This window comes from Paenibacillus sp. TSA_86.1 (assembly GCF_052691815.1).
Window position 1 is genome coordinate 100,186 of sequence record NZ_JBQZGE010000003.1, and the last position, 25,708, is coordinate 125,893.

A 25,708-nucleotide genomic window follows, 5' to 3' on the forward strand; every position below is an offset into this window, starting at 1 on the left:
AGCGCGGAAATAGACCCGGACATAGGCAATCCCGGAGGCGATGTTTGATTCCGCTGTTCTTAACTAAGTACAGGGATCTGGCGCATCATGAAGCACACGTATGCCATAACGGCAAAAGTGTCATAAGAGGCCAAACTCCTGAATATGAAACTTGATTAGTTAAGAACGCTCACCGACATCAAAATCTCTCCTTCGACCTGAGGAATATACAAGTAATATAAACTGGAAATCACTTCAAGTCAACGACTTAAAGAATAAAGGTGTGGACTTGATTATGAATGGGTTTTAAAATAACAATAGTAATTTAATCCAATGTAAGCGATTTTATAAAAGGGAGATGCTCCTCTTGCCTAAATATCTATTGCGTCTGCTCTGCTTTACGATGATTCTTGGGGCCTTGCCAGTCATTGTGATTGGTTCCGTCTCGTACACGATTGCTTCGCGTGATATTGAACAGAAAGTGCGTGAGAGTAATCTTCAGATACTACATCAGACTCAGATGCGAGTGGAACAAGTATTGCGAAGTTTACAATTGTCCTCGATCCAGTACGTCAATTCGCCTCTGGTTCTGCGGGCAATGAAGCAACCGCTGGATAGCAGCGAATTTCAAGAAATTCGTGATTTGACATCAGGTTTCAACAATCTGCAGGCAGTCACAAGTATTGATCAGGCTTATCTCGTAAATCTGGAGCAGGACTGGGTGGTATCGATGCGTTCATTCGGTAAACTGGGTGATTTCAGCATTCGAGACCGAATTGGGACTTATCTTACATACACCAACAGTTTGTTCTGGGTGACTCAGAATAAACGTTCATCCAAAGAGAGTGTACCCGTGTCCGCAGGCATGGGAGAGGCTTTAACGGAACAAGCCCCCACCTTGATCTCTTCTGATAACGTAGTTAGTATGGTTTTTAAAATTCCGATGGTTCCAACTAACGTGAAACCAAAAGGATTTCTTGTCATTGATATTGCGGATGCAGAGCTTAGCAGCTTTTTGAGCCGGAACCCGAATTCAGGTGATCTGTATGTTCTGGACAAGGATCAGAGATATTTTTTGAATGACACGAATTATGGAAATAAATACGATCTGCTGAACAAAGAGATTCAGGAGAAAGTTCGGACGACGGGGGAAGCACAAGGTTTTTTTAGTGCAGAAGTGGAGGATAAGTCCGTAGCGGTCAGCTACAGACAGTCTCCTCTAAATGGTTGGTTGTATGTATCGGTCGTGTCGCTCGGACAGATTACGGCCCAGTCGCAGAAAATTGCGGTGGTAACCGGTGTGGCAACGTTAATGATGTTATTGGTGACAGGGCTTGTGGCGATATACGGCAGCCGGCGTATGTATTCACCAATCTCAAGGCTACTGCAATTTACGAAAGGTCTGGATTCGCCGCTTCCTCCAGCAGGACGACGTCAGGATGAATTTATCTATATTGAAGAACGATTGTCAACACTGTTCAGTTCGGAAAAAACGATGCGTGAGCAGATGAAAGGGCAGCATGTGCACCTACAGGAGTTTTTTATGACCAAGCTGCTGACAGGCAAAATATCGGAAGAAGATTTTAGATATCAGGGAGAATTATATGATTTCCCGACCGGATGGTCACATCTGGGTGTGCTTATGCTTCAGATTGATACGCTCGAAGGCACGAGGTATGAAGAACAGGATCGGGATTTGCTGTTGTTTGCCGTCAACAATATGGTGGGTGAACTGTTGCCTTCCGAGATCCGATTCACACCTGTCATGCTGGATGATGCCCAGGTGACTGTACTTGCTTCTGAACTGAACGATGAAGTACAGCTGAAGGAATGGATGCATACTCAGGCCGATTGGATTCGTGAACGGGTGGTAACCTATCTCAATCTGCCGGTAAGCATAGGCATTAGTCGAGCTTATTCAAGCATTGGAGCCACGCCCAGAGCGTACCAGGAGAGCAGGGAGGCTTTGCAGGGCAGAGTCAGCTTGGGCAGCCGTATTATTTTACACTATGAGGATATTCAACCAAGAGGTCAGATGGAAGCTGCGCTTTATACACAGTTGCGAATGATTGAGGATCAATTAGCCTCAGCGCTCAAGCAGGGAGACGAAGAGAAAACAGATATCTATTTCACGCAATATTTAGGATTACTGGCGGACAAAAAGCTTCATTTCAGTGAGTATCCTGTCATTATGGTGCAGCTCTTGTCACGGGGGTATCAACTTGTGCAGGAGCAGGGCGGAGATGTGGCGGAAGTGCTGGGGGAGAAGGCCTCCATGGCATCCTTGCTTAAGCTGTCTACACTGGACGAGATGACGAGTTGGTTTCGCAAGCGATTATTTCAGCCTGTGATCCGATTCTGGAAGGAACAGGAGGAGTCCCAATATATGAATATCGCTCGCCGGATGATTCGACTGATTGAGGAGCGGTATGATCGGGATTTGTCACTGGAAGCTTGTGCCGAAGAGTTGAATTTTCATCCTGTCTATCTAAGCCGGGTCTTCAAGAAAGAAGCGGGCGTGAATTTTACCGAATACCTTGCGGAGTACCGGATGGAAAAAGCCAAAACGTGGCTGCAGACAACAGATCTGAAAATATCAGAAATCGCCGAAAAATTAAATTATACCAACCCGACAGCATTTATCCGTACATTTCGCAAAATCACAGGAACAACTCCCGGCAAGTATCGGGAGCAACAGCGATAGAAAAAGCAAGGCCTGCTCTGCCCGCCATGGCAGGCAGGCTTTTCACATTCAATTTACGGTTGTTCAAGGCGCAGTAGCAGCTTGTAAGCCAGAGTTAAACCAGGAACATTCAGGTTGAAAACAGTTTATTTTGTGTTTGAGTACCCATTCTCAAAACGTTGAAACCCTTGATGCACAAGGGAAAACAAGAGGATAAAACGAGACGATAGCCAGTGATAGCCATATCCGCCACAATGGAGACATGAATTCAGGAAGTGATCTTTTGTAATCGTTTCCAACGTGGGGAGGAAGACACTATGAAAGCCGAAACGGCGGCTCGGACACGGCCCGCTAACCGCAGTGACAAAAACCTGCTGTGGAGGGACATCATCAAAAACCGGTGGCTGTACATTATGCTGATTCCGGGAGTGCTTTACTTTGTTATCTTCAAATACATACCGATGTACGGCATTACGATGGCTTTTCAGGATTACACCCCGTACAAAGGCATCCTGGGAAGCGATTGGGTAGGATTCAAGCACTTCCAGCGTTTCTTTGGTGAACCGCAGTTCTGGACATTATTTAGAAATACATTTTTGCTTGCGATTTACAATATGGTTTTCTTTTTTCCACTGCCGATCGTACTTGCCTTGATGATGAATGAGGTTCGGCGGGAGCGATTCAAACGTTTCGTACAGACATTGGTTTACGTTCCACACTTTGTTTCCTGGGTTGTTGTGGTTGGTGTGTTCTACATGCTGTTCACGACAGAAGGCGGTGCGATTAACGAACTGCTTTATAATCTGACGGGGCAAAAAATTGCGTTCCTGCTTGAACCGGGATGGTTCCGTACAATGATTGTGGGCCAATCCATTTGGAAAGAGGTAGGATGGGGCACAATCATTTTCCTCGCTGCACTCTCCGGTGTAGATACACAGCTCTACGAAGCTGCCCGTATTGACGGGGCCAACCGCTGGCGTCAAACGTGGCATATTACATTGCCAGCGATTCGCAGTACCATTATCATTTTGCTCATTTTGCGTCTGGGGAACTTCCTGGATACAGGCTTTGAACAAATCTTCCTGATGTTGACACCTACCAATCGTGATGTGGGTGAGGTATTTGACACCTACGTATACACGAAGGGACTTACCCAGGCACAGTACAGCTATAGTGCTGCTGTCGGATTGTTCAAGTCGGTTGTCGGACTGGCGCTGGTGCTGGGTGCCAACACGTTAGCCAAAAAATTCGGGGAGGAAGGCGTCTATTAATGCACGCAGGCAGACGCTCTTCATCAGACAGGAGTGAACATTCAGATGCAACAGGATAAAACATGGGGCAACCGAATCTTTGATTTTGTGAATCATGGTTTGCTGTTCTTGATTGGTATTGTGACCGTAATCCCGTTCATTTATATTTTGGCTGTTTCATTTACCAGCCCGCATGAAGTGGCTAAAGGCGGATTTATCCTTTTTCCAAAAGAATTCTCCTTGGCAGCTTATCGTTACATTTTTTCCACAGATACATTAATTCGAAGTCTCGGCGTGTCGATCTATATTACCGTTGTCGGCACACTGCTTAACTTGCTATTTACATCGCTTATGGCTTATCCGTTATCGAGAAAGTACTTGCGTGGACGCCAGCCGATCTTGCTGGGTGTGTTGTTCACGATGTTGTTCAGCGGCGGGATGATTCCCACGTACTTTGTCGTGAAGTCCCTGCATCTCACCGATACACTCTGGTCTTTGATGCTGCCAACGGCAATCAGTGCATTTAACCTGATCGTACTCAAAAACTTCTTCCAAGCGATTCCGGATGAGTTGGAAGATGCGGCCAAAATCGATGGCTGTAACGACGTCAGTGTTTTGTTCCGCATTGTGTTGCCACTGTCGATGCCAGCGATGGCTACTTTTTCACTCTTCTATGCCGTAGCACACTGGAACAGTTTCTTCAGTGCCGTCATTTACATCAACGACAGCGAAAAGTGGCCGGTGCAAGTATGGCTACGTGAAATTGTCATTTTGGCACAAAGCCGAATCGGAGATACGAGCATTGAAGAAACGGAAATCCAGCCGCTTACGATCCGCATGGCTGTTATCGTATTCTCTACGATTCCGATTATGCTGGTCTACCCATTCCTGCAAAAGCATTTTGCCAAGGGAGTGATGCTCGGTTCGGTAAAAGGGTGATTGGTGCAGCGTATGGTGTGAAGCGTATTACTGAATTGTGAATACCAGTTTGTGACTGTATATCAAAAAGGGAGGTTTTCATGTATGAAGGCAACAAAAAAGAAAGCCGTAGCTGTACTGAGTACAATGGCTCTGGTGACCGGTTTGCTGGCAGGATGCGGATCAGATGAGGGTCAGGCTGCCGAAGGCGGCGTACAGAATGTATCCATCGCTATTGCGCAGGTGGGTGATGTACCAAGCAAGGGCAATGATGTACAGAAAAAAATCGAAGAGTATACGAACACCAAACTGGACATCCAGTGGATTCCGGCATCTGCGTACAATGACAAAATTAATGTTATGATCGCCTCCAGCGACATGCCAAAAATCGTGAAGGTGCAGTATAACCCGACGGTGACCAATGCGATGCGGAATGACGTATTCTGGGAAGTCGGGCCATTGCTGAACGATTACAAAAACCTTTCTGCCCAAAATGGTCGTTTCTTCGACAACATCAAGGTTGAAGGGAAAATTTACGGCGTACCGGTATTCTCGGATATTGCTCGGGCAACCGTTATTTACCGCAAGGATTGGTTTGACAAGTTGAATCTGAAAGTACCAACAACACCGGATGAGTGGTACGAAACGATCAAGGCACTGTCCACTTCTGATCCGGATGGCGACGGCCAGGCCAATACGTTTGGATTGATGTTATTTAAAAAGTATAACGAGGATCAGTATTCCTTTACGACTCGTCTTGGTGTAAGTTTTGGTGCACCGAACAAATGGAAAGTTGAGAAGGATGGCAGTTTTACACCAGAATTCATGACACCGGAATATATGCAGGTGCTGGATCTGCTGAAACGTTTGTACGATGAGAAATTGTTGAACCAAGACTTCGCTGTATTTGATTCAACAGAAGCGGAGAAAAAGTATGATTCTGGCGTTGTTGGCATGCGTGTTGGTGTGGCACAGAACGGTAAAAGCCAGCAGGAACGTCTGTCGAAGAATAACCCGGACGGCGTTGTGGATATTGCAGGTCTGCTCGGGCCGAATGGTGACCGTGTAGCTGGACAGACAGGAAACTCAGGCATTCTGGCTTTCCCGAAAGCAACCGTAAAATCGGAGGAAGAGCTGAAAAGCCTGCTCTCGTTCCTGGATAAACTGATGGATCCGGAGATGGCAACACTGCTAATGCGTGGTATGGAAGGCAAACATTACACCAAAGTCGGAGACAACGAAGTGGAAATGAGTGATTTCGATGCTTTCCAGCGTGAAGTGAAGCCATATCGGGATAATTTCCCTTATGTTGATGGTTACAATGTACCTAAACTGAAGGACACCGAGCTTGGCGAAAAAGGAACAGCATTGGTGAAGGAACTGGCAGAACATGCTGTGCCAAACCCTGCTTTGACGTTGTATTCGCCAACCTATGGTGACCGCGGAGCAGATCTGGATCAGGTGATTGCCGATGCGCAAACCAAGTATATTATGGGCAAGATTGATCAAAGCGGCTGGGAAAAAGAAATTGAGAATTGGGCTAAAGCAGGCGGAACCAAAATCCGTGAAGAATATGCTGAGGATTACAAAAAACAGGCTCAATAAGGAGCGAAACCGGAGGTTTGATCATGAAGGAAACGTTACAACATACACCTATGCGCATGGCCGACCAGTTTATGGAGAGTTATCTCAACCACGAGCTGTACGCTACCTGGCATTATGAGAACGGCTGTCTGTTAAAAGCACTGGAGGAGCTGTATGCTCGTACAGGCGAACAGAAATATTTCGATTATATTCAGGAGCTCATGGATCATTTTATTCAGGAAGACGGATCGATTCGCTCTTATACAATTGAGGAATACAATCTGGATCAGATCAACCAGGGAAAATCGCTATTTTTCTTGCTGGAGAAAACGGGTCAGGAAAAGTATCGCAAAGCTTCTGAGCTGCTGATGAAGCAGCTGAAAGGGCAGCCGCGCACAAGTGAAGGTGGGTTTTGGCACAAGAAGATCTACCCATTCCAAATGTGGCTGGATGGATTGTACATGGCAACACCTTACCTGACCCAATATGGAGCCGTGACTGGTGAAGAGAAGTGGTTCGACAAGGCTGCTCTGCAATTGTTGTTGGTGGAAGCGCGAACGCGTGATCCACGCAGCGGCTTGCTCTACCACGCATGGGACGAGAGCAAAGAGCAGCGCTGGAGCTCCGGAGAGACAGGATGTTCACCGCATGTCTGGAGCCGGGCTGTGGGCTGGTACGTGATGGCGGTTGTAGATACGCTGGATTATCTGCCGGTCGATCATGAGCAGCGTGGACAGATTATCGGTATTTTCGAACGGCTCGCGAATGAACTAATCCATGTACAGGATCAGCAGACCGGTTTGTGGCCGCATCTGCTGGATCAGCCAGGGCGTGAGCGGAATTACCTGGAGGCTTCGGGTACCTCGATGTTTGTGTATGCACTGGCTAAGGGCGTGCGTAAAGGATACTTGAGCGGAAAGTTCAAAGCTATTGCAGAAAAAGGATATCAAGGTCTGTTGCAACATCTGCTGCAGACAGATCAGGAAGGTACGCTTTCCCTGACACAGTGCAACGGGGGAGCAGGTCTTGGGGGAACCCCGTATCGTGATGGATCCTATGAGTATTATGTAACCGAATCTATTCGAATCAATGATCCAAAATCGGTTGCTCCGTTTATTTTGGCAGGGGTAGAGATGGAACTGGCATAACGCCGGTTCTTTTCTCCAAAGCGTTATGATAGCGCATACATTACGAGGTTAAAGGCAGCTATGATTGAGGAATGAGGGCAAGTTCGCTGAACATTAGGTTTATCCAAAAGGAGAGATGGTTCATGAGTCCAAAAAGTCCAAAAAGTTTAAAGAGTCCTATGTTTCGCGTAGGCAGCTTCGTCATCGTTGGTGCGTTGTCTGCTGGCCTGCTGGCAGGGTGCGGGGGAGAAAAAGCTCCAGCTGCCGGGGAAGGCAAAATGCCCATTTCCATTTCATTGATGCAGGTGGGTGATGTACCCGCCAAGGAAAATGCAATTGAGAAGAAGATCGAGGAATACACGAATACGGATGTAAACGTGCAGTGGATTCCACAGTCGGCGTTCGACGACAAGGTGAATGTCATGGTGGCATCCGGGGAGATGCCAACGATTATGCGTGTCAATTACGTACCTACCACATTTAACGCGGCTAAGACGGGGCTGTTCTGGGAACTCGGGCCTTATCTGAAGGATTATAAAAACTTGTCCGCCCAGTCAGAGGCACATTTTAATAATATCAAGATCGAGGGCAAAATCTACGGTATTCCTAATTTCCGGGATATTGGCCGGACGGCTATCGTTTATCGGAAAGACTGGTTTGACAAGCTAAAACTGGATATCCCGAAAAACCTGGATGGCTGGTATGAGGTCATGCGTTCCATCCGTAAGGATGACCCGGACGGTAATGGCAAGGAAGATACGTATGGTGCGCTGTTATTCAAAAAGTATAATGAGGGTGTATCCTCACCGTTGACTCGGATTGCGGTAAGTATTGGCGGGGTTAACAAATGGGGCGTAGATGACGCTGGTAAATTAACACCGGAGTTCCTGACTACTGAATATGTGGATACAATGAAGCTGTTCAAGCGGCTGTTCAATGAAGGGTTGATTAATAGTGACTTCCCTGCACTGGATCCTTCGGATGCGGACAAAAAAATGGATTCAGGTCTCGTTGCGATGAAACTGAACGGTGTCGCCCAGAACGGAAAATCGGCACAGCAACGACTTACACCTAACGCTCCCGATGGCGTCATTGATGTGGCCCCATTCCAGGGACCAGACGGTATCCGCATTGCCGGCGAGCCGGGAAACTACGGTATGTTGGTTATTCCAAAAGCATCGGTTACGGATGAAGAGCAGCTCAAAAAGGTACTGACATTCCTGGATAAACTGATGGACGAGGAACTCAGCACGCTGCAACTGCGTGGATTGCTCGATGTGCATTATGCCAAGACTTCAGACGGTAAAACGGAACTGAAGGACTTCGATGCTTATCAGCGTGAGGTCAAACCATATCGTGATAATCTGCTGAGTGTTGAAGGGTACAACGTACCTGAACTTGTCGATGTTCCTATTGGTATGAAAGGTACGAAGATGGCTCGTGAAAATGAACAGTATGCAATTGCTAATCCTGCTCTTACTCTCTCTTCGGTAATCTACACGGAGCGTGGCCAAGAACTGGATCAGATGATCTGGGATGCTCAGACCAAGTACATTATGGGTAAGATTGACGATGCTGGCTGGGAACAAGAAATTGCTAACTGGAGAAAAGCAGGCGGTGACCAGCTGATCACTGAACTGGAAGCTTCGTATAAAGAATTGAACGGGAAATAAATGAGAGTGCAATTTTTTAAAAAAAAGGTTGATTTCATGAAAAGGATGAGATTATTCTATAAAAGAGTAAAAATTCCAAAATTTAATAAGTGAGACCACACCTTAAAGCATAAGGCTATGAATCTGCGGATTCATGGCCTTTTTTATGTTTTTAGGATGAAAAGTAGGTCTTTGGAAGGGGGGTTACCTTAGGATCATGGGGAGATATGAAAATGATACCAAAATACGAGACAAACATAGAAGGTTCATCCTCAAGTATGAAGCAGCTGTGATGTGATTCCGCATCAGGGTTGCTTCTTTTTTGCGTGAGTAAATTATGCTTGACCCGAGGAACGGGTATAAAGGTAAGGAGCATTTGTTTTTTTATACACATTACAGACCCACTACACCTTCCATTCATGATCACGCTACAACTACACTACGCTCATCGAGAGGGGAAACACTATGATCGACGATGTTCAGAAACAACAAATAGCCAGGAAAACGGACACATCCTTAATTAAAAGCGCTTATGAAGGAAGAGATCTGGGTGTTACCACAGAATCGAATTTCAGTTATTTCAAGGTTTGGTCTCCAACTGCTATTCAGATGGAACTTCTTCTGTATCCGCCTCACACAGGTGGAGATCCCGACCACACATCGAATGAAGTGGAGTGGGAGGCCCTGCCCATGCAGTGTGGTGAACAGGATGTGTGGGTTCTAAACGTGCAGAGGAATTTACGAGGTTATCGTTACATGTTCAAGCCAACCTTTGCCGATGGAACTTCAACGATTGCAGTTGATCCTTACGCCCGGGCCGTAACCATGAACGGAGAAATGGGTGTCATCGTGAATATGGAGGAGACTCACCCTGAGGGATGGCAGCAGGATGTGCGACCGAAATTAGAGCATCCTACGGATGCCGTCCTGTATGAACTGCATGTCCGGGATTTCTCCATTCATCCTTCTTCTGGAATTACCAATAAAGGAAAGTACCTGGCGTTCACGGAAACGGGACTGCGTGACGCTGCAGGTAATACGCTGGGAATCGATCATTTGGCTGAACTGGGCATCACCCATGTGCATCTGTTGCCTGTATTTGATTTTGCTACGGTAGATGAGTCCACTGTGGATCAGGATCCGAAGGATGTCTCCAACTATAACTGGGGTTACGATCCGCTGCATTACAATGTACCAGAAGGCTCTTATGCAACACGCGCCGATGATCCTGAAACACGAATCCGTGAATTCAAGTCTATGATCCTGGCACTTCATCGTAAAGGTATAGGTGTCATTATGGACGTAGTTTATAACCATACGTTTGATACGGAGAACAGCTCGTTTGAAAAACTGGTTCCGGGGTACTATTATCGTCAAAACGCAGACGGAACGTATAGTAATGGTTCAGGAACAGGCAATGAAGTGGCAACAGAACGAAGCATGGTTCGTAAATTTATTATCGATTCGGTGCGCTTCTGGGCAGAGGAATATCATGTGGACGGTTTCCGTTTTGATCTGATGGGGCTGATCGATGTTACCACCATGAAACAGCTTGCATCGGAGCTTCATTCTCAGGTGTCCCCTTCCATCCTGTTATACGGCGAACCTTGGGCTGCGATGGAATCTCCTCTGGGAGAGGAAATGACTCTGAAGGGAACGCAGCGTGGAGCAGGATTTGCAGTATTCAACGATAATTTCCGCGGCGTAATTAAAGGAGATAGTGATGGAGATGGCAAGGGGTTTGCAACTGGCGAAGATGGGAAGGAAGATGAGTTGTGGACAGGCGTGCAAGGGTCTATTCATGATTTTACGGAAGGGCCTGCTGAGACGATTAACTATGTAACTGTACATGACAATCTCAATCTGTGGGATAAGGTGGCACGGACGCAAGGGTTGCAAGATATGCTGGGCTTTTTTGACTATAACGAGGATGGAAGTATCCGTGGGTTCGATCATGTGAATGAGGCTGTTCGAGAGGCCGATCCTTATCTTCAGATAGATCCAGATCATGTACTTGAGAACGAGACGGTCAAACGCTGCCTGCTTGCCAATGGTATTGTGCTGACTTCGCAAGGCATTCCGCTAATTGCGGCCGGAGATGAGTTACTGCGCAGCAAATACGGGGATGTCAATAGCCATGAGAGTGGAGATGTAGTTAATGCGATTCATTGGGATCACAAACAGCGTTTCCAGCCGGTGTTTGACTATTATCGTGGTTTGATTCGCATGCGGCGGGAGCATCCGGCCTTTCGTATGCGTACAGGCGAAGCGATAGAGCAGCATGTTCGTCTTTTGCAAAAAGAAAAAGGATTGCTCGCATATGAGCTACAGGGTGCGACTGCTGATGTTGATGATGCATGGCAACGGATTATGGTGATCTATAACGCTAGCAGAGAATCTCATGTGGTATCTATCCCCTCAGGCACATGGGAAGTTGTTGTTGAAGATGGAAGGGCTGGTGTGAATTCGCTCCGCACGATCGAGGGCATAGAGAACACTCAGAACAGCAAGAACAATCGTGACAGCAATAAAACCCAGGTAGAGGTCAAGATGTTATCTATGACCGTGTTGTATTCACGATCCTGAAGAGATAGCCAGTGGTGATGTTACCAGGTCAAAAATCATACAGCATAACATTCCCTTTGATATTAAAAGGGAGTGTTTTTTTGATTTCACAGGTACATACGCTGTCAACCACCGCGCTTGTTTACATATGATAGATGAAAGCGATTGCTCATCGAATGTGTCGCTCTAACCGATATTTTTAAGTACAGACAACCCCGGGTTGACAAATAGCGTCCCGCTTCGTAACATCGGGACAATACGAATTTAAAGGATATAAAGGCGGTGGGACGATGCCCGAATGGACTTCTTTTTGTTATGAAGGCAACGATCTTGGCTTAACTTATACCTGTGCTGTAAGTACGTTCAAAGTATGGGCACCTACAGCACAGTTGGTAAATATACTCATTTTTGAAAATGAGGGAGAATATAATGCTCTCGGCAATGTAACCAATCATGAGGATGGTCAGGCGTATGCGATGACACGAGATACAGAAGGTATCTGGCAACTTACGCTTTCGGGTGACTGGGCAGGACACTTTTATATGTATCACATCGTTCATGAGGATCAGCGGGTAGAAGTCGCACCAGACCCTTATGCCAAAGCGGTTACAGCCAATGGACAGCGGACGGCGATCATTGACCTGGAGACAACCGATCCTGAGGGTTGGGATCAGGATGTGAAGCCCTCTTTTGTACATCCGGTTGATGCAATCATCTACGAACTTCATGTACGAGATTTTTCTTCTGATCCGCAGGCCGAACTGCCGTACAAAGGCAAATATCTGGCTTTTACAGCTACTGGACTTACGGATGGGGCGGGCAACCGAATCGGCATCGATCATCTGGCTGAACTCGGGATTACCCATGTACATCTCCTACCTGTAGCCGATTACCAAACGGTAAATGAGCTTGCAGCAGCGAACGCCGACACAACGGTCAAAACTCCATATAACTGGGGCTATGATCCGCAGCATTACAATGTTCCTGAAGGTTCATATGCGACGAATCCGCGGGACCCTGCTGTTCGCATCCGGGAATTCAAATCGATGATCCAGTCGCTGCACAGACAAGGCATCCGTGTTGTCCTTGATGTCGTCTACAACCATACCTACAGCGTGGAGAAAGGCCCTTTTGAACGGATCGTTCCAGGTTATTTTTACCGTTATTATGAGGATGGTACCCTCAGCAATGGTTCGGGTGTAGGCAATGAATTGGCGACAGAGCGCCCCATGGTACGAAAATATATTCTGGATTCCTTGCGCTTTTGGGCTGAGGAATATCATATCGATGGATTCCGGTTTGATCTGATGGCCTTGATCGATCAGGACACCATGAGTGAACTCACTCGTGAGTTAAGAGAGCAGATTGATCCTGCCTTTCTGATCTATGGAGAGCCGTGGATGGGAGGCGACTCGCCGCTGGATCGTCAAACACTCAAAGGAACGCAGAGGGACAAGGGATTTGCGGTATTCAATGACCATTTTCGCAGTGCCATTAAAGGGGACAGTGACGGCAGCAGCAGAGGATTCATCACGGGAGCCGGAGGTCAGGAGTATGAGATTGGCAAAGGGGTTGCGGGAGCACTGGATGACTTCGCCTCTTCCCCGGCAGAAACCGTTAATTATGTAACAGCTCATGATAATCTTAATCTGTGGGACAAAATCGCAACATCCCTCCATCTTCGCCATGATTTGGGCTTTCCCGTATGGAAAGACGGACAGCCCGTGGAGGGGGGGAGTGCCGAATCTGCGGTTAAAGCCGCCAATCCATATCGATATGTAGATGAAACGCATGTGATGCATAATGAATTGGTTCGCCGCTCGCTGCTGTCATCGGGCATACTACTCACTTCACAGGGAATACCATTTCTGCATGCCGGGGATGAGATGTTAAGATCCAAGATCGGGGATCATAACAGTTATCGAAGCGGTGATGCGGTAAATACGATTACTTGGGCAAATAAAGCCCGCTTCAGACCTGTATTCGATTATTATCGCGGGTTGATCCACTTGCGGCGTACCCATCCAGCGTTTCGCATGACGGAGGCGGAACAGGTTCGTAGACATCTTCGCTTCATTCGGATGGACGGAAATGTCGTCGCTTATATGCTGGAGCATGGGGCCAATGAGGATTCTTGGAATCGAATTATCGTTATTTATAATGGCTCGGATGAATCCCGGTCCATACACTTGGATGAGGGTGAATGGAAGGTTGTCGTGAATCATCATTCGGCCGGAACAGACGTGATTGAGACCGTAACCGGAGAAGTTCAGGTGGAACGGTGGTCGCTCATGGTTTTATATGATGTGGAGCGTGCTGTTGAGACCGATCCTGCTTCGCTGGAGATCGCTCTTCCGCGCCGGGTATTCGCTCCGCAGGAGACTTCTCTGCTGCGAGTTACGGTGAGGGATCATATCGGCAATGTTCTGGAAAATGTACCAATATTGTGGAGATCATCCGATCCAGGTATGGTTGCTATAGAAAAAGATGGTATCATCCACACGTTGAACCGAGGGGAAGTTACGATTACGGCAAGCGTGGGTTCACTTACAACGTCGTGTCACGTTCAGGTAGACGTCCGGTATGCTGAGCGAATCGAAATCGTAGGGGAGCCTGTGCTGTATACCACTCGAATTAGTCGATTTCGTGCGCTCGTGCTGGATCAATACGGGCAGCCACTCACAGATGCCCATATCCGCTGGAATTCTTCTCATTCAGATATAGCGGTCGTAAGTCACGCTGGTATTGTAAGGGCATTAACAACGGGAAAATCGGTGATTAGCGCTGAAGTGGGTAACATTCGGGCAACTTATGCAGTCACGGTTCATAGACATATGTCACGAACCGTGACGATCCGTTACGAGCGAGCGGATCACTGCTACGATGGCTGGGATGTATGGGTGTGGGGAACGGGTATGGAGGACGGAGCCGTTCGGTTGGAGCGGGTAGGCAATATTGCAGAAGCTCGGTTCCGTGTAGCCCCAGGTTTGCATCATCTCGGTTTTATCATCAGGTTGCACGAGTGGGAAGCCAAGGACACTTGCGGAGATCGCTATGTGGATATCGTACCTGAGGATAGTGACGTACAGATTATCGTGCAAAGCGGGTCAGATACGATGCAGATAGTACGGGAAAATCGTGAAACGAATGATCTGAACAGTGCTTAGAACGTGCTGTTCCGTACGCTTATGACAGGGAGTTAAGCTTAACATTTGATAGCATCACCACTCTTGCAGCCGGAAGGAACTCCGGCTGTTTTGGTGTACCCCAAATCAGATGGAATGACAAAAAAAGGTTATAAATATCCAGGTTTATGTTTTAGAAACTGGATCATTGGGGTAAATATAGATATGGCCCAACATATGGTCTCAGAAAAAAGACCGTTTCGGTCTACGAGAGAAGCCGCAGAGCTTGCCAACAAATTCAAAGTAGGGATCCCTTGAAGGAGGATGTTCAATCATGAAATCCAACGGAAAAATGGCTCAACTTACAGCAACGCCAAGAACGGAAAAGAAAGGTGCAGCACTGCGCCTGTTAAGACAAGGTGGACGAGTTCCTGCCGTAGTATACGGACCGGGACAAGAAGGTGCCGCCATACATGTGGATGAAAAAGAAATGCTGAAAGTGGCTCGTACAGGCCGCTCCGAGATGTTTAATCTTAATGTGGAGGGCGGCAAAACCGTGCCCGTCCTGATCAAGGATCAGCAGGAGCGTAACGGCCGTTTGTTACACGTAGACTTTTTGCAGATTTCAAAAAATAAACCTATCAGTGTTAGCGTATCGATTGATTTCCAAGGTACTGCTGCGGGTTCCAAAGCCGGCGGTGTATTCCAGACACAGGAAACGCAACTGGAAGTTGAAGGTTTGCCGGCAGATCTGCCAACATCCATTGCAGTTGACGTCAGTGCTCTGGAAATCGGCGATCGCTTGACGGCAGGCGACATTAAACTGGATAAAGGTTTGACACTTGTTACGTCACCAGACTCCATCGTTGCTTCGGTAATGCCACCGCAGGCTGTTGAAGAGGAACCAACTGCTTCTGCTGAGGAAGCAGCACCGGAATCATCAGAAGAGCAATCCGCAGAAGAATAGGCGAACGTTGGAATCCGGAAGATTCCGCGTAAAGCATGTCCAAGCTCAGTCCACTCCTTGTGGACTGAGCTTTTTTTCGATGATGAAGATGAAGTTAGATAGAAAACGTCCTGAGTAGCTCATTGTTACATAGGAATATTCGAAAAAACATGGCTCATTGGATTCAAGGTCGCATTTGTGGTACAACGTGGAGATAGATGAAAAAGAAAAAAGAAAAGAAAGCAGGTTCCCCATATGTTTGACCCCACTGTGTACGATAATTTAAAAGTAGCCTTTGAGAATTACCTCTATGACCTGGATAATCTAGATGAGAGTATTCACATTACCCATCGCCGGGATCAATTAGAAATGGCAAGCATGTCCCGTGAATTCACCTTACAGTTCTGCCTGAGAGATCATGCTGTCATAACTGCTGAAGTGGTACTGAAAAGCTCGCTGGAAGCAATTGCCGCAGAGATTCTGGAGACGCCAGACAGCCATCCAGGCTGCGCATTGGAACTTCGTTTTGGATTGGTGACGAAGGAACCGGACTCACGTTGTCTCGACATCCAGCAGATGATGCAAGAGAATTGGCCTGATCAGCGGGTAGTGCAGCATATCCACTATATTTTTGGAGAAAATCCGATATCATTCAACGTTTCCGCCAGCGTTTATTTTGAGCGGCACGTGAATGAGGAGCAGATGCACGATATTCCGGCATTATGTGATCATATCGTTCATGTGCTGAATAAATTAGTAACGATGCACGAATAAACATATAAGAGTTTAATAAGTTGAATAGACGTTGTGAGCCTTGTGTCTTTTGAAGAGCAGGGCTTTTTTGTATTTTTTTTAGGTATTTGTATAGGCTTTCAGGCTTAGGAAAATCAAAAATTGGGTTATTAATTTACGCAAGCAAGTAAGAAAAGGTATATTTAGAGAGGGGAAAAGTTCAATTGGACTATAAATAAAAGGTGAAATTGCGAAATGTCATTTGGGACTAAAGATTTATATATGAACTAAAGGAACTAGTTTTCCTTGCCGATAAAATATCGAAGGGGAGAAACTACATGACAGAGAAATTAATTCGTCTGCTGCGTATACTTCAGGCTATACAAGCTAATCCCGGAATCTCTGCGAAAGAATTGGCGCTGAAATGTGGTACAACGGTGCGCACCATTTATCGCGATCTCCGGATTTTGGACAGGGTTGCTCCCATTATGAATGAAGGATATGGAAAAGGTTATCGGTTTATTGGTGAGTTTGCCATGTATCCTTTAGATTTTACCGAACAGGAGGCCATGCTCTTCTGTATGCTTCCGGCCTTAGTTGATACATCGAAATTACCTGTTGAATTCGATTCAGCTTTTGATAAGGTCATATCGGCACATACCAAATTAAAAACAAGGAACAGTGAAATTGTGGAAAATATTGCAGGCATTATTCGGATGGGGATACCTGCTTACCGTGAAGAGGGAAAAGATCCCAACTTGTTAATTCCCATTATCGAAGCGATTTTAGATGGACAGACGATCCAGGCTCATTATCATACGCTCACTGATAACGAAATTACGGTTCGGCATATAGACCCTTATTATCTCGTACCGCGTGACCAACGTTTTTATCTGATAGGATACTGTCATCTACAGCAGAGAGTTCGCTTGTTTCGCATCAGCCGTTTTTTGGATGTTATACGTACTAATACTGTATTTGATATGGGTGACTTCAATATAACCCAATATATGAAAAATACATGGTCTGTTGTCCGAGGGGACGAACATATTCATTTTAAGGTGAGATTTTCTGAAAAAGTTGCCCCCTACATAAAGGAAGAAGAGATGTTTGTTCGTCCGCGCATGACAGATCTTGCGGATGGTGGATTGTTATTTGAAGTAACCCTGAATAGCAGCCGTGAATTCTTACAATGGTTATATCAGTTCGGTCCTGAAGCTGAGGTGCTTGAGCCTCGGGAGTACCGGAGAGAGATACGTAAACAACTTTTAACATGGCTGGAGCACTATGAAGATGAGAAGGCTTTATAGTCATACACCAAGAAATATAGTTTGGAAGAGGAGCATGGGTATGAGTATCAAAATTTTTGCTGCAATGATGGGCTTGGAAAACGATCACGGAGCACAGGCTCTACATGTGGGGGACACACTGTATCTTGTAAAAGACCCGGATAATCGCTTGGATCATCAAGCCATCAAAGTGGTTATCCCCCCAATAGGTGAGGTGGGCTATATCGTTAACCAGACTGGGAAGGTTCCCCATGGCTGTTGGACCGGAGCAGGGTTCTATGATGCTTTCTATCAACAAACCTGTGCCAAAGTGAGATTTATGATGAAGGATATGGTTATTATTGAACTGATTGAAATAACGCATGTTCCTGTATCACAGATAGACTCTATTATTGCGGAATGGCAGTTCCGTGAGAAAGCCTGATCAGGAAAAAAAGGCTCATGGACGGATGAGCCTTGTGTACGCAGCCTCTAAATACAAGGAGGTTCTTGCCCAGCTGAATTGTGCACTCGCAGTTTCACGGCCGCTTTTTCCCATGGATTGCACAAGATCTGGGCAGGTAGCCAGCCGGTACAAGGAAGAAGCGAACTGCTGAGGTTGCTTGTATTCGGATATCAAGTATCCGTTTATTCCCGAGTGGATAATCTCGCGGATACCACCATTATCCGAAGCGATTACAGGAATACCGGAAGCCAAAGCCTCTACATTCACCAGGCCAAACGCCTCATGGTTCTGTGAAGGGCAGACCAGGCAGTCGACACTTCGATAGAGCTGATCGATCTGCTCATGATTCATCTGCCCCAGAAAGGCTGCATATACGTTATGTTTCTGTGTCAGTTTACGTAGTGAACGCACATATCCTGGAGGGCCCTTGCCTGCAATGACCAGCTGAACAGGTACCTGCTTCTGTACGAAAGCAACCGCGCGAATGAGAACATCGACTCCTTTGCCAGGAATGACTCTTCCTGCGTACAGGACAGTGAAACCTTCAGTGATTCCAAATCTTTCACGCAAGCGAAGCCGCTCCTCACTGCTGGAGAGCGGCCGGAATCGTTCAAGATCAGTACCTAGTGGTACAACGTTCAACCGTTTCTTTACGGCAGGAAAACGGCGGCTGAGTCTGTGTTTTAACGATTGGCTGTTCACAGCAATACAATCGGCCTTTTTTAGCATAGCCAGCTTCCGGGGGCCGGGCTGAGCGAAAGTAAGTGAGTGGAGGTAAAGGACAACAGGTGTTTGAGGAAAAGCCTGTTTAATAACCGCCATGCTGTAAGGTCTGTTATCCACTTGAATGACATCAACATCGATTGTCCGTAGCAAACGAATGGCAGCGCCTGTGTAGCCTGCAACACTTGATACGGGGATTCGATGAATTGTAATATGTTCAATCTGTTCAAGCGCTGGTAAACCATGTATTGCACGACTTATAACGGTTACCTGATGACGGCGGGCAAGTTCGTGTGCAATACCTAGTATACAGATTTCCACGGAACCATTGCCGGGCAGAGGCAATTTTTCCGGTGCAATCAGGACTATTTTCATGAAACCGCTCCTCCTTGTCCGACATCAGTAATGCCCCATTTCAAGCATTGTATGTTAGAGAAGGAGTTTTGGCTCCTGTGTGACGTATATATATTGGTTCATCAGATAGTTCATGGAATATTCTACTGCCAGGCTAGATGAGGATCGAGACTGCTTTTGTGATATACTGTACAGGATACAATTGCATAGAATCAGGAGGAAGATGATGTTACGTTCAATGCTGGGTCGTTTCCGGCTAATGTTATGGTTACAAGGGATTTCATATGTATTGTTGTTATTTGTTGCCTTTCCCCTTCGCGATGCGGGGATTATGCCTCAGGCGGTTACTTGGTTTGGCAACCTGTATGGTTTTCTATTCCTGATGTACCTTTTGTTTATGGTGTCTTTATATACGGTTCAGAAGTGGCGTCTGCGCCGTCCCATTGCGCTGTTCTTCATTTCTTTTATACCGCTGGGCAATATGATTTACGATTTTTTTGTATTTCGAAAAATAGCCCGTGAATCCGTAAATAAAGCTTGACTTTATTTTATGGTATGAAATATGATGGTTACAGGTTATTCATCGGTATCAACTAAAACTACATATTCCTGTTAAAGGGGAGTAGCTTTTACAGTAAAGTCGTCAATTCGGGATTTCATCCCCGGCTTTATTGGCAGCAATTTGTTGTTAGCGAGACCTTTACCAAGTATTCATGCTCGGTAAAGGTCTCTTTTTGTGGTTAAAAAAGGATCTTTACCAGTAATGGTAAAGATCCTTTTTTTTGTACATCATAAGCATATTAAGGAGGAGTTAATGTTGGAACCAGCACTATTATTAGAATATGGGTGGGTACTTTTAGTCTTGGTTGTTCTTGAAGGACTGCTGGCAGCAGATAATGCCCTGGTACTCGCAATTATGGTTAAACATTTGCCTGAGGAAAAGCGTAAAAAAGCTTTATTTTATGGTCTGATGGGTGCATTTATTTTCCGTCTCGGGTCGTTGTTCCTGATCTCATTCCTCGTGGATGTGTGGCAGGTCCAAGCGATCGGGGCACTGTACCTTCTGTACATCTCGATAAACCATATCGTCAAGAAGGTGTTGAGTGGCCGAAATAAAACAGATGAAGCAGCTGACGATGCCCCCAAAAAACCGAAGAAACAATCCGGTTTCTGGATGACCGTATTTAAGGTTGAAGTCGCGGACATTGCTTTTGCAGTAGACTCGATATTAGCAGCGGTTGCTCTGGCGGTCGCTTTGCCTCCAAGCGGCTTGCCGCCAATTGGCGGTCTGGATGGCGGACAGTTCATTGTCATCTTCCTCGGCGGTTTTATCGGGCTTGTCATCATGCGTTTCGCAGCATCATTCTTCGTGAAATTACTGCATTCCCGTCCGGGTCTTGAAGTTGCTGCTTTTGTGATTGTAGGTTGGGTAGGGGTCAAATTGTCCGTAATCACGCTTGCGCATCCTTCATTGGCTGTTCTGGATGAGCATTTCCCGGAAAATAAAATATGGAAGTTTGGTTTCTATATTGTATTAATCACGATTGCTCTGTGTGGTTGGTTCCTTTCATCCAAAGTGCCAGAAAAGGAAGATGAGAATCCTGTGGAAGAACTGCAGGAGCAGGCTAAGCTCTAAGGATTCAAGATTAGAATGCTATCCGGCAATATGACAGGATACAGCAGTGAATAACCGTTAAAAAGTAAAAAAACAGGAGGTTGTCCCCGGACAACCTCCTGTTTTGTCTAAATCGTTATAACGTTTGCCTGCTTTAATTTCCAAGAAAAGGGTTGACATTATAAAAGATGTACCCTTAATATATACATATCAATTAAGAAGGGAGGCCGAGAGACATGACGTTAGGTTATGAATTGAATCCAGGACACAGAAGCATTGACACAATTGTATATCCGGCTCATCGTCTTTTTGGCCTCATACGGTCGACATAAGAGAACGGGCATATTGTTTGTAGATCACAACTGAGCGTAACATGTGATGTCTATAAGTAATATGCGTTCTTCGCGATATCAAGCGATGGATGACATACACAAATTCCGTTTTGTGTTGTTATCCTTTATTGTCATGTAGTAGAAGCCATGGGCGATGAGTCCATGGCTTTTTCTATATTTTTATAAAACAGCAGCAAACCGAATTTGCTGAACGACTAGGAAGGAATTACACTTATATATGAATAACAAAAGGAATGGTTTTGAAAGCTTGAACGAAATGACCGGGGGTTATCGCCATCAAGTTAAATTACCAGCGGGAGAACTTACCGTGTATGCAGCACAGCAACTATTTTCTTCTCTGGACTACAAAGTATTTGAGATGGCTAACAACAATTTGCAAATCCCGGGCATTTCTTATATGGGGTATACCCCGGACGTACATGTGGGTGTGGGAACTTGTATCGGAACAACGGCGGTATGGGAGGCACAGGGCGGATATGTATCTCCTTCCATCGTGGGCAGTGATATCGGCTGTGGTATGCGGGTACATCTGACCAATCTGCATAAGGATGATCTGAAGGAAGTAAAGCTGCGTCGTAAATTGGTTAAAGCGATTGAAAAGGTGCTTCCAATGGAGGCCAGCCAGCGGGGGCATTTCTCTGATATAAGATTAGAGCACATTGTACGCAAAGGGCTGCATGGATTGCCGAAGAAATATATTCCCGACAGCTACACACCGAAGAAATCCACTTCACTGACTCATGTGGAGAGCAGTAAGTTTACGTATGACGAGAATGTCTTAAACCTTGTCCCGGATATGACCTGGCATCGTTCGCATCGTCAGCTTGGCACACTGGGTGGCGGGAATCACTTTGCCGAGATCCAGTCCATTGAGATTGCAGAGGAGAATCGTGAAGTGGCCGAGGCTTGGGGGCTTTACGATGGACAGATTGCCGTGATGATCCATTCCGGTTCAAGGGCATGGGGCGGGCAAGTGAGCCAGACAAGTTCGGCTGCGATCGCCAAAGTCATGCAGCGGCTTGGGCTAGGCACTTCTGATCCCCGATTGGTATTTGCCCCGCTGGAGCATGCGGAAGGTCGTCATTACGTTAACATGATGTACTCTGCTTTGAATTATGCTGTAGTGAATCGCCATCTCATCGCCTATGCGATTCGGGAGGCATTCCAGGACATATTTGGGCCAAAATGTGAATTCCGCACACTGTACGACCTGATGCACAATTACGCTTGGGAAGAATCTCATGCAGAGCGAGGTTCCGTGTTTGTACACCGGAAAGGAGCAACCCGGGCATTGCCTGCGGGTCACCAGGATAATCCCAAGCCTTACATGGCTACGGGCCATCCTGCACTGATTCCCGGTTCGATGGGTACGGCTTCGTATATCATGGTCGGTCAACCTGAAGGAGCAGACAACTATTATTCCATTTGTCATGGTGCAGGTCGGGTACGATCACGTACAGCAACGAAACGTTTGGTGACCGTTGAAGATTTTGCTGCCGCACTGGGTGTGGGGACGGCGGACGAGATTGTCGTGAACCAGCGATCCCTCGAATCCATTATTGATGAATCACCTCAGGCGTACAAAAACGTCGATGAAATTATAGATAGTGTTACCGGTGCCGGACTGGCCCGAGTGGTAGCCAAATGTAAACCGCTTGCTGCGGTAAAGGGAGCGAAATGATGAACGATAACGAAAAACAGATAAGTCCAATGCGGGCAGTCTATGCCTATGATGAACAACATGACACGCGAATCCGGGTAGAAGGGTATGCGGTCTATTCCAGACTGATTCGCGGGATTGGGGAGGCACTCCTGCAACGGTATGGCGTGCAATATAAGTTGTATTCAAGCTCTGACCCCAACAACGAATATTGGGAACTGCTGCGGGAAGACTTGCAAAATGGCAGTAACGAAGTTGAGCTGGTAGCCCGTATATTTGAGGATCTTGAACTGCAGACTCTGCATTATGATGATGATGGAGATGTGCCTACATATGGTGTGCACTATTCCATCCGTAACAACGTATTTGCTTATCCGAAATGGGGCGTAGCACTGGTGCGGGTACCTTTTTTTCGGGAGAACGGCATCTACAGTGAGGACTTTGTGTTTGCGGTAGGGGATGAAGAGATGAAGCAGTTTCTGGGAAGTGTCCGGGAACGCGAGCGTCAGCAAAATATGAAAAAAGTAACAGTTTACACGGATGCCCGTAACGGCAGTGATCGTCATGTGGAGTCGATAACCCGTTCGGTGAGCAGAGAAGATGTGGTTCTCTCTGCACAAATTAAGCAGGATATTTTCCGTTCGCTGGACCAGTTCTTTGAAGCGGATCGTTCCTTTTACCGGGATTACGATATCCCTTACAAACGTGGAATTCTGCTCTACGGACATCCAGGAAACGGAAAAACAACACTGGTGAAATCGATAGCAGGCAGTATTCCTGGCCCAGCTGCGTACTGGCAAATTACCGAATACACCAACAGTGAGTCGGTGCGTGAAGTGTTTGATGCAGCCAAACGGCTGGCACCGATGGTGCTGATTATCGAAGATATCGACTCGATGCCAGATGAAGTTCGCTCCTTTTTCCTGAACACGCTCGATGGTGCAACGTCCAAAGAAGGTATTTTCTTGATCGGAACCACGAACTATCCCGAGAAAATCGATCCGGGTCTGATGAACCGTGCCGGACGATTCGACCGGGCATATGAGATTCCACTGCCCGATGAAGAGTTGCGCCTGCAATATTTGCGTCAGCGTGGATTCGGTGTGTTTGCAGGTGAAGAAGGAACGATAGAGGCTGCTCGTCTGACGGATACATTCTCGCTTGCACAACTCGGTGAACTGTATGTCAGTGCTGCGCTGGAGTGGCATCAAAATGGTCGGACGGATATTGTTCAAGTCATTCAGTCTATGCGAGGCGAGCTGGACAAAAGCCAGAAACATAATTGGCTTGCACAGCCGGGCAAGGGAAGAGCCGGATTTTATTGATCTAATACACTGATGTCACTCTGATATAAATGCTGAGTTTGCAGTATTGATGCATCTGCCATAAATATAAATTCACCTTCACTGGGTATACTAACCTTGTCTCTGGTAACATACAATGATTTTCGGGAGGTACATATCGCAGCCATGTGCTGATGAGATGCCGGAAACTGACGCGGCCTGTTGTCATGACCTCACGAAACGCCTGTGCAGCAGAGAAGAAAGCATTCTGGACAAAAGGTAATATGCAACAATTTTTATGCCAATTGTTTAAATGTCTTCGGAGCGGTTAATAGTAGTCAGACGCAACAAAAACTTTAAATTAGAGGTGAATGATATGGGTTGGTTATGGTCATTAATTATCGGTGGTATCATTGGTTGGCTCGCAGGTCTGATTGTTGGTCGTGACATCCCGGGCGGTATTATTGGTAATATCGTTGCTGGTTTTATCGGTGGATGGTTAGGCGGAGTCATTCTTGGAGACATGGGTCCTGAAATGGGCGGATTCCACATTGTACCGGCATTGATTGGTGCGATTGTGCTTGTAGCGATTGTCAGCTTGATCTTCCGTTCGATGGGACGAAGCCGCGGGTAACATAAGCCGAGCGAAGTTTTCCATTACGAACAACGGTTGGTTAGGTTAACTATTCGAAATATCTAAAATGAGTGCTTCCAAGTGAAGCTAAATGAAGAGGTTGATGAAGAGCCATTGCGGTGGCTTTCCATCAACCTCTTGTTGTTTTACAATAAAGGAATGAATGCGTGTCTGAGCTAATTGCTTTCATGATATTGTTTTAAACCAGAGGAGCTGAAGGGAATGGAAAAAGCAACGTTTGCCGGCGGATGTTTCTGGTGTATGGTTACCCCGTTTGAGGAACAACCAGGCATCCATGGTATCATATCAGGGTATACAGGCGGTCATGTCGAGAATCCAACATACGAACAGGTCAAGACAGGGGAAACGGGGCATGTGGAAGTGGTGGAGATTACATTTGAACCGGATGTATTTCCTTATGAGCGCTTATTAGAACTGTACTGGCCTCAGATCGATCCGACAGATGACGGTGGACAGTTTCAGGATCGGGGATCACAGTATCGCACTGCGATCTTTGTTCATAATGAACGCCAGCGACAGCTTGCCGAGCAATCCAAGCAGGAGTTGGCGGCCAGTGGCCGTTTCAGTCAACCGATCGTGACCGAAATACGGGAAGCGGTAACCTTTTACCCTGCAGAGGACTATCACCAGGATTACCACAAGAAAAACGAGAAGCATTATAAGGAAGACCGGGCGATGTCCGGAAGAGACGAGTTTATTCATGTGAATTGGAAATAAGACAAGCCGGAAGAGCCCCGCGAGGAGCTTTTCCGGCTTGTCTTATTTCTTAA

The 25,708-nt window shown here is 46.5% G+C and carries 19 protein-coding genes; 18 read left to right on the forward strand and 1 reads right to left on the reverse strand.

What is annotated here, in order from left to right:
• The first annotated feature begins 346 nt into the window (after positions 1-346).
• The 12 genes from ACUTVW_RS09515 (at position 347) to ACUTVW_RS09570 (ending at position 18,274) form a co-directional block, all read left to right on the forward strand.
• Entirely contained in the window at positions 347-2,683 is a 2,337-nt protein-coding gene (locus ACUTVW_RS09515; protein ID WP_445645566.1) for a helix-turn-helix domain-containing protein, read from the forward strand.
• A 296-nt stretch (positions 2,684-2,979) separates the two neighbouring features.
• Positions 2,980-3,933 (forward strand): ABC transporter permease, encoded by a 954-nt coding sequence (locus ACUTVW_RS09520; protein ID WP_434749809.1) that lies wholly within the window; start codon positions 2,980-2,982, stop codon positions 3,931-3,933.
• 45 nt (positions 3,934-3,978) lie between these two features.
• Positions 3,979-4,851, forward strand: a complete 873-nt coding sequence (locus ACUTVW_RS09525) for a carbohydrate ABC transporter permease (protein WP_434749810.1) — start codon at positions 3,979-3,981, stop codon at positions 4,849-4,851.
• Positions 4,852-4,935: 84 nt separating this feature from the next.
• Positions 4,936-6,435 (forward strand): extracellular solute-binding protein, encoded by a 1,500-nt coding sequence (locus ACUTVW_RS09530; RefSeq protein WP_445645567.1) that lies wholly within the window; start codon positions 4,936-4,938, stop codon positions 6,433-6,435.
• Positions 6,436-6,458: 23 nt separating this feature from the next.
• A complete protein-coding gene (locus ACUTVW_RS09535; protein WP_445645568.1) occupies positions 6,459-7,562 on the forward strand; it encodes a glycoside hydrolase family 88/105 protein in 1,104 nt (367 codons plus the stop codon).
• Positions 7,563-7,684: 122 nt separating this feature from the next.
• Positions 7,685-9,214, forward strand: a complete 1,530-nt coding sequence (locus tag ACUTVW_RS09540; protein WP_445645569.1) for an extracellular solute-binding protein — start codon at positions 7,685-7,687, stop codon at positions 9,212-9,214.
• Between the two features lie 444 nt (positions 9,215-9,658).
• Positions 9,659-11,779 (forward strand): type I pullulanase, encoded by a 2,121-nt coding sequence (gene pulA, locus ACUTVW_RS09545; protein ID WP_445645570.1) that lies wholly within the window; start codon positions 9,659-9,661, stop codon positions 11,777-11,779.
• A gap of 269 nt (positions 11,780-12,048) precedes the next feature.
• Entirely contained in the window at positions 12,049-14,925 is a 2,877-nt protein-coding gene (pulA, locus tag ACUTVW_RS09550; RefSeq protein WP_445645571.1) for a type I pullulanase, read from the forward strand.
• Positions 14,926-15,217: 292 nt separating this feature from the next.
• The gene (locus ACUTVW_RS09555) at positions 15,218-15,850 is read left to right on the forward strand and encodes a 50S ribosomal protein L25 (protein ID WP_445645572.1); all 633 of its coding nucleotides are present in this window, start codon (positions 15,218-15,220) and stop codon (positions 15,848-15,850) included.
• 234 nt (positions 15,851-16,084) lie between these two features.
• Positions 16,085-16,603 carry a hypothetical protein gene (locus ACUTVW_RS09560; protein WP_445645573.1) on the forward strand — a complete coding sequence of 173 codons (519 nt, stop codon included), beginning with the start codon at positions 16,085-16,087 and terminating at the stop codon, positions 16,601-16,603.
• Positions 16,604-16,899: 296 nt separating this feature from the next.
• Positions 16,900-17,871: a helix-turn-helix transcriptional regulator gene (locus tag ACUTVW_RS09565; RefSeq protein WP_434749819.1), complete on the forward strand. Its 972-nt coding sequence runs from the start codon at positions 16,900-16,902 to the stop codon at positions 17,869-17,871.
• A 40-nt stretch (positions 17,872-17,911) separates the two neighbouring features.
• Entirely contained in the window at positions 17,912-18,274 is a 363-nt protein-coding gene (locus ACUTVW_RS09570) for a DNA-binding protein (RefSeq protein ID WP_445645574.1), read from the forward strand.
• Between the two features lie 15 nt (positions 18,275-18,289).
• Here the strand turns inward: ACUTVW_RS09570 and ACUTVW_RS09575 are convergent, their stop codons facing one another.
• Positions 18,290-19,393 (reverse strand): glycosyltransferase family 4 protein, encoded by a 1,104-nt coding sequence (locus tag ACUTVW_RS09575; RefSeq protein ID WP_445645575.1) that lies wholly within the window; start codon positions 19,391-19,393, stop codon positions 18,290-18,292.
• Between the two features lie 202 nt (positions 19,394-19,595).
• Here ACUTVW_RS09575 and ACUTVW_RS09580 point away from each other — a divergent pair, with 202 nt between their 5' ends.
• The 6 genes from ACUTVW_RS09580 to msrA all read left to right on the forward strand — a co-directional run bounded on the left by ACUTVW_RS09580 (position 19,596) and on the right by msrA (position 25,655).
• Entirely contained in the window at positions 19,596-19,913 is a 318-nt protein-coding gene (locus ACUTVW_RS09580) for a DUF3817 domain-containing protein (RefSeq protein ID WP_445645576.1), read from the forward strand.
• 276 nt (positions 19,914-20,189) lie between these two features.
• Positions 20,190-21,008, forward strand: coding sequence for a TerC family protein (locus ACUTVW_RS09585; protein ID WP_445645865.1), 819 nt, complete (start codon positions 20,190-20,192; stop codon positions 21,006-21,008).
• A 549-nt stretch (positions 21,009-21,557) separates the two neighbouring features.
• Complete coding sequence (locus ACUTVW_RS09590; RefSeq protein WP_445645577.1) at positions 21,558-23,021, forward strand: RtcB family protein; 1,464 nt, start codon at positions 21,558-21,560, stop codon at positions 23,019-23,021.
• Entirely contained in the window at positions 23,021-24,325 is a 1,305-nt protein-coding gene (locus ACUTVW_RS09595; RefSeq protein WP_445645866.1) for an AAA family ATPase, read from the forward strand. Before ACUTVW_RS09590 ends, ACUTVW_RS09595 begins: the two co-directional genes overlap by 1 nt.
• A 334-nt stretch (positions 24,326-24,659) precedes the next feature.
• Entirely contained in the window at positions 24,660-24,917 is a 258-nt protein-coding gene (locus ACUTVW_RS09600; protein ID WP_090915436.1) for a GlsB/YeaQ/YmgE family stress response membrane protein, read from the forward strand.
• A 222-nt stretch (positions 24,918-25,139) separates the two neighbouring features.
• Positions 25,140-25,655, forward strand: a complete 516-nt coding sequence (gene msrA / locus ACUTVW_RS09605; RefSeq protein ID WP_445645578.1) for a peptide-methionine (S)-S-oxide reductase MsrA — start codon at positions 25,140-25,142, stop codon at positions 25,653-25,655.
• Positions 25,656-25,708: the final 53 nt, after the last annotated feature.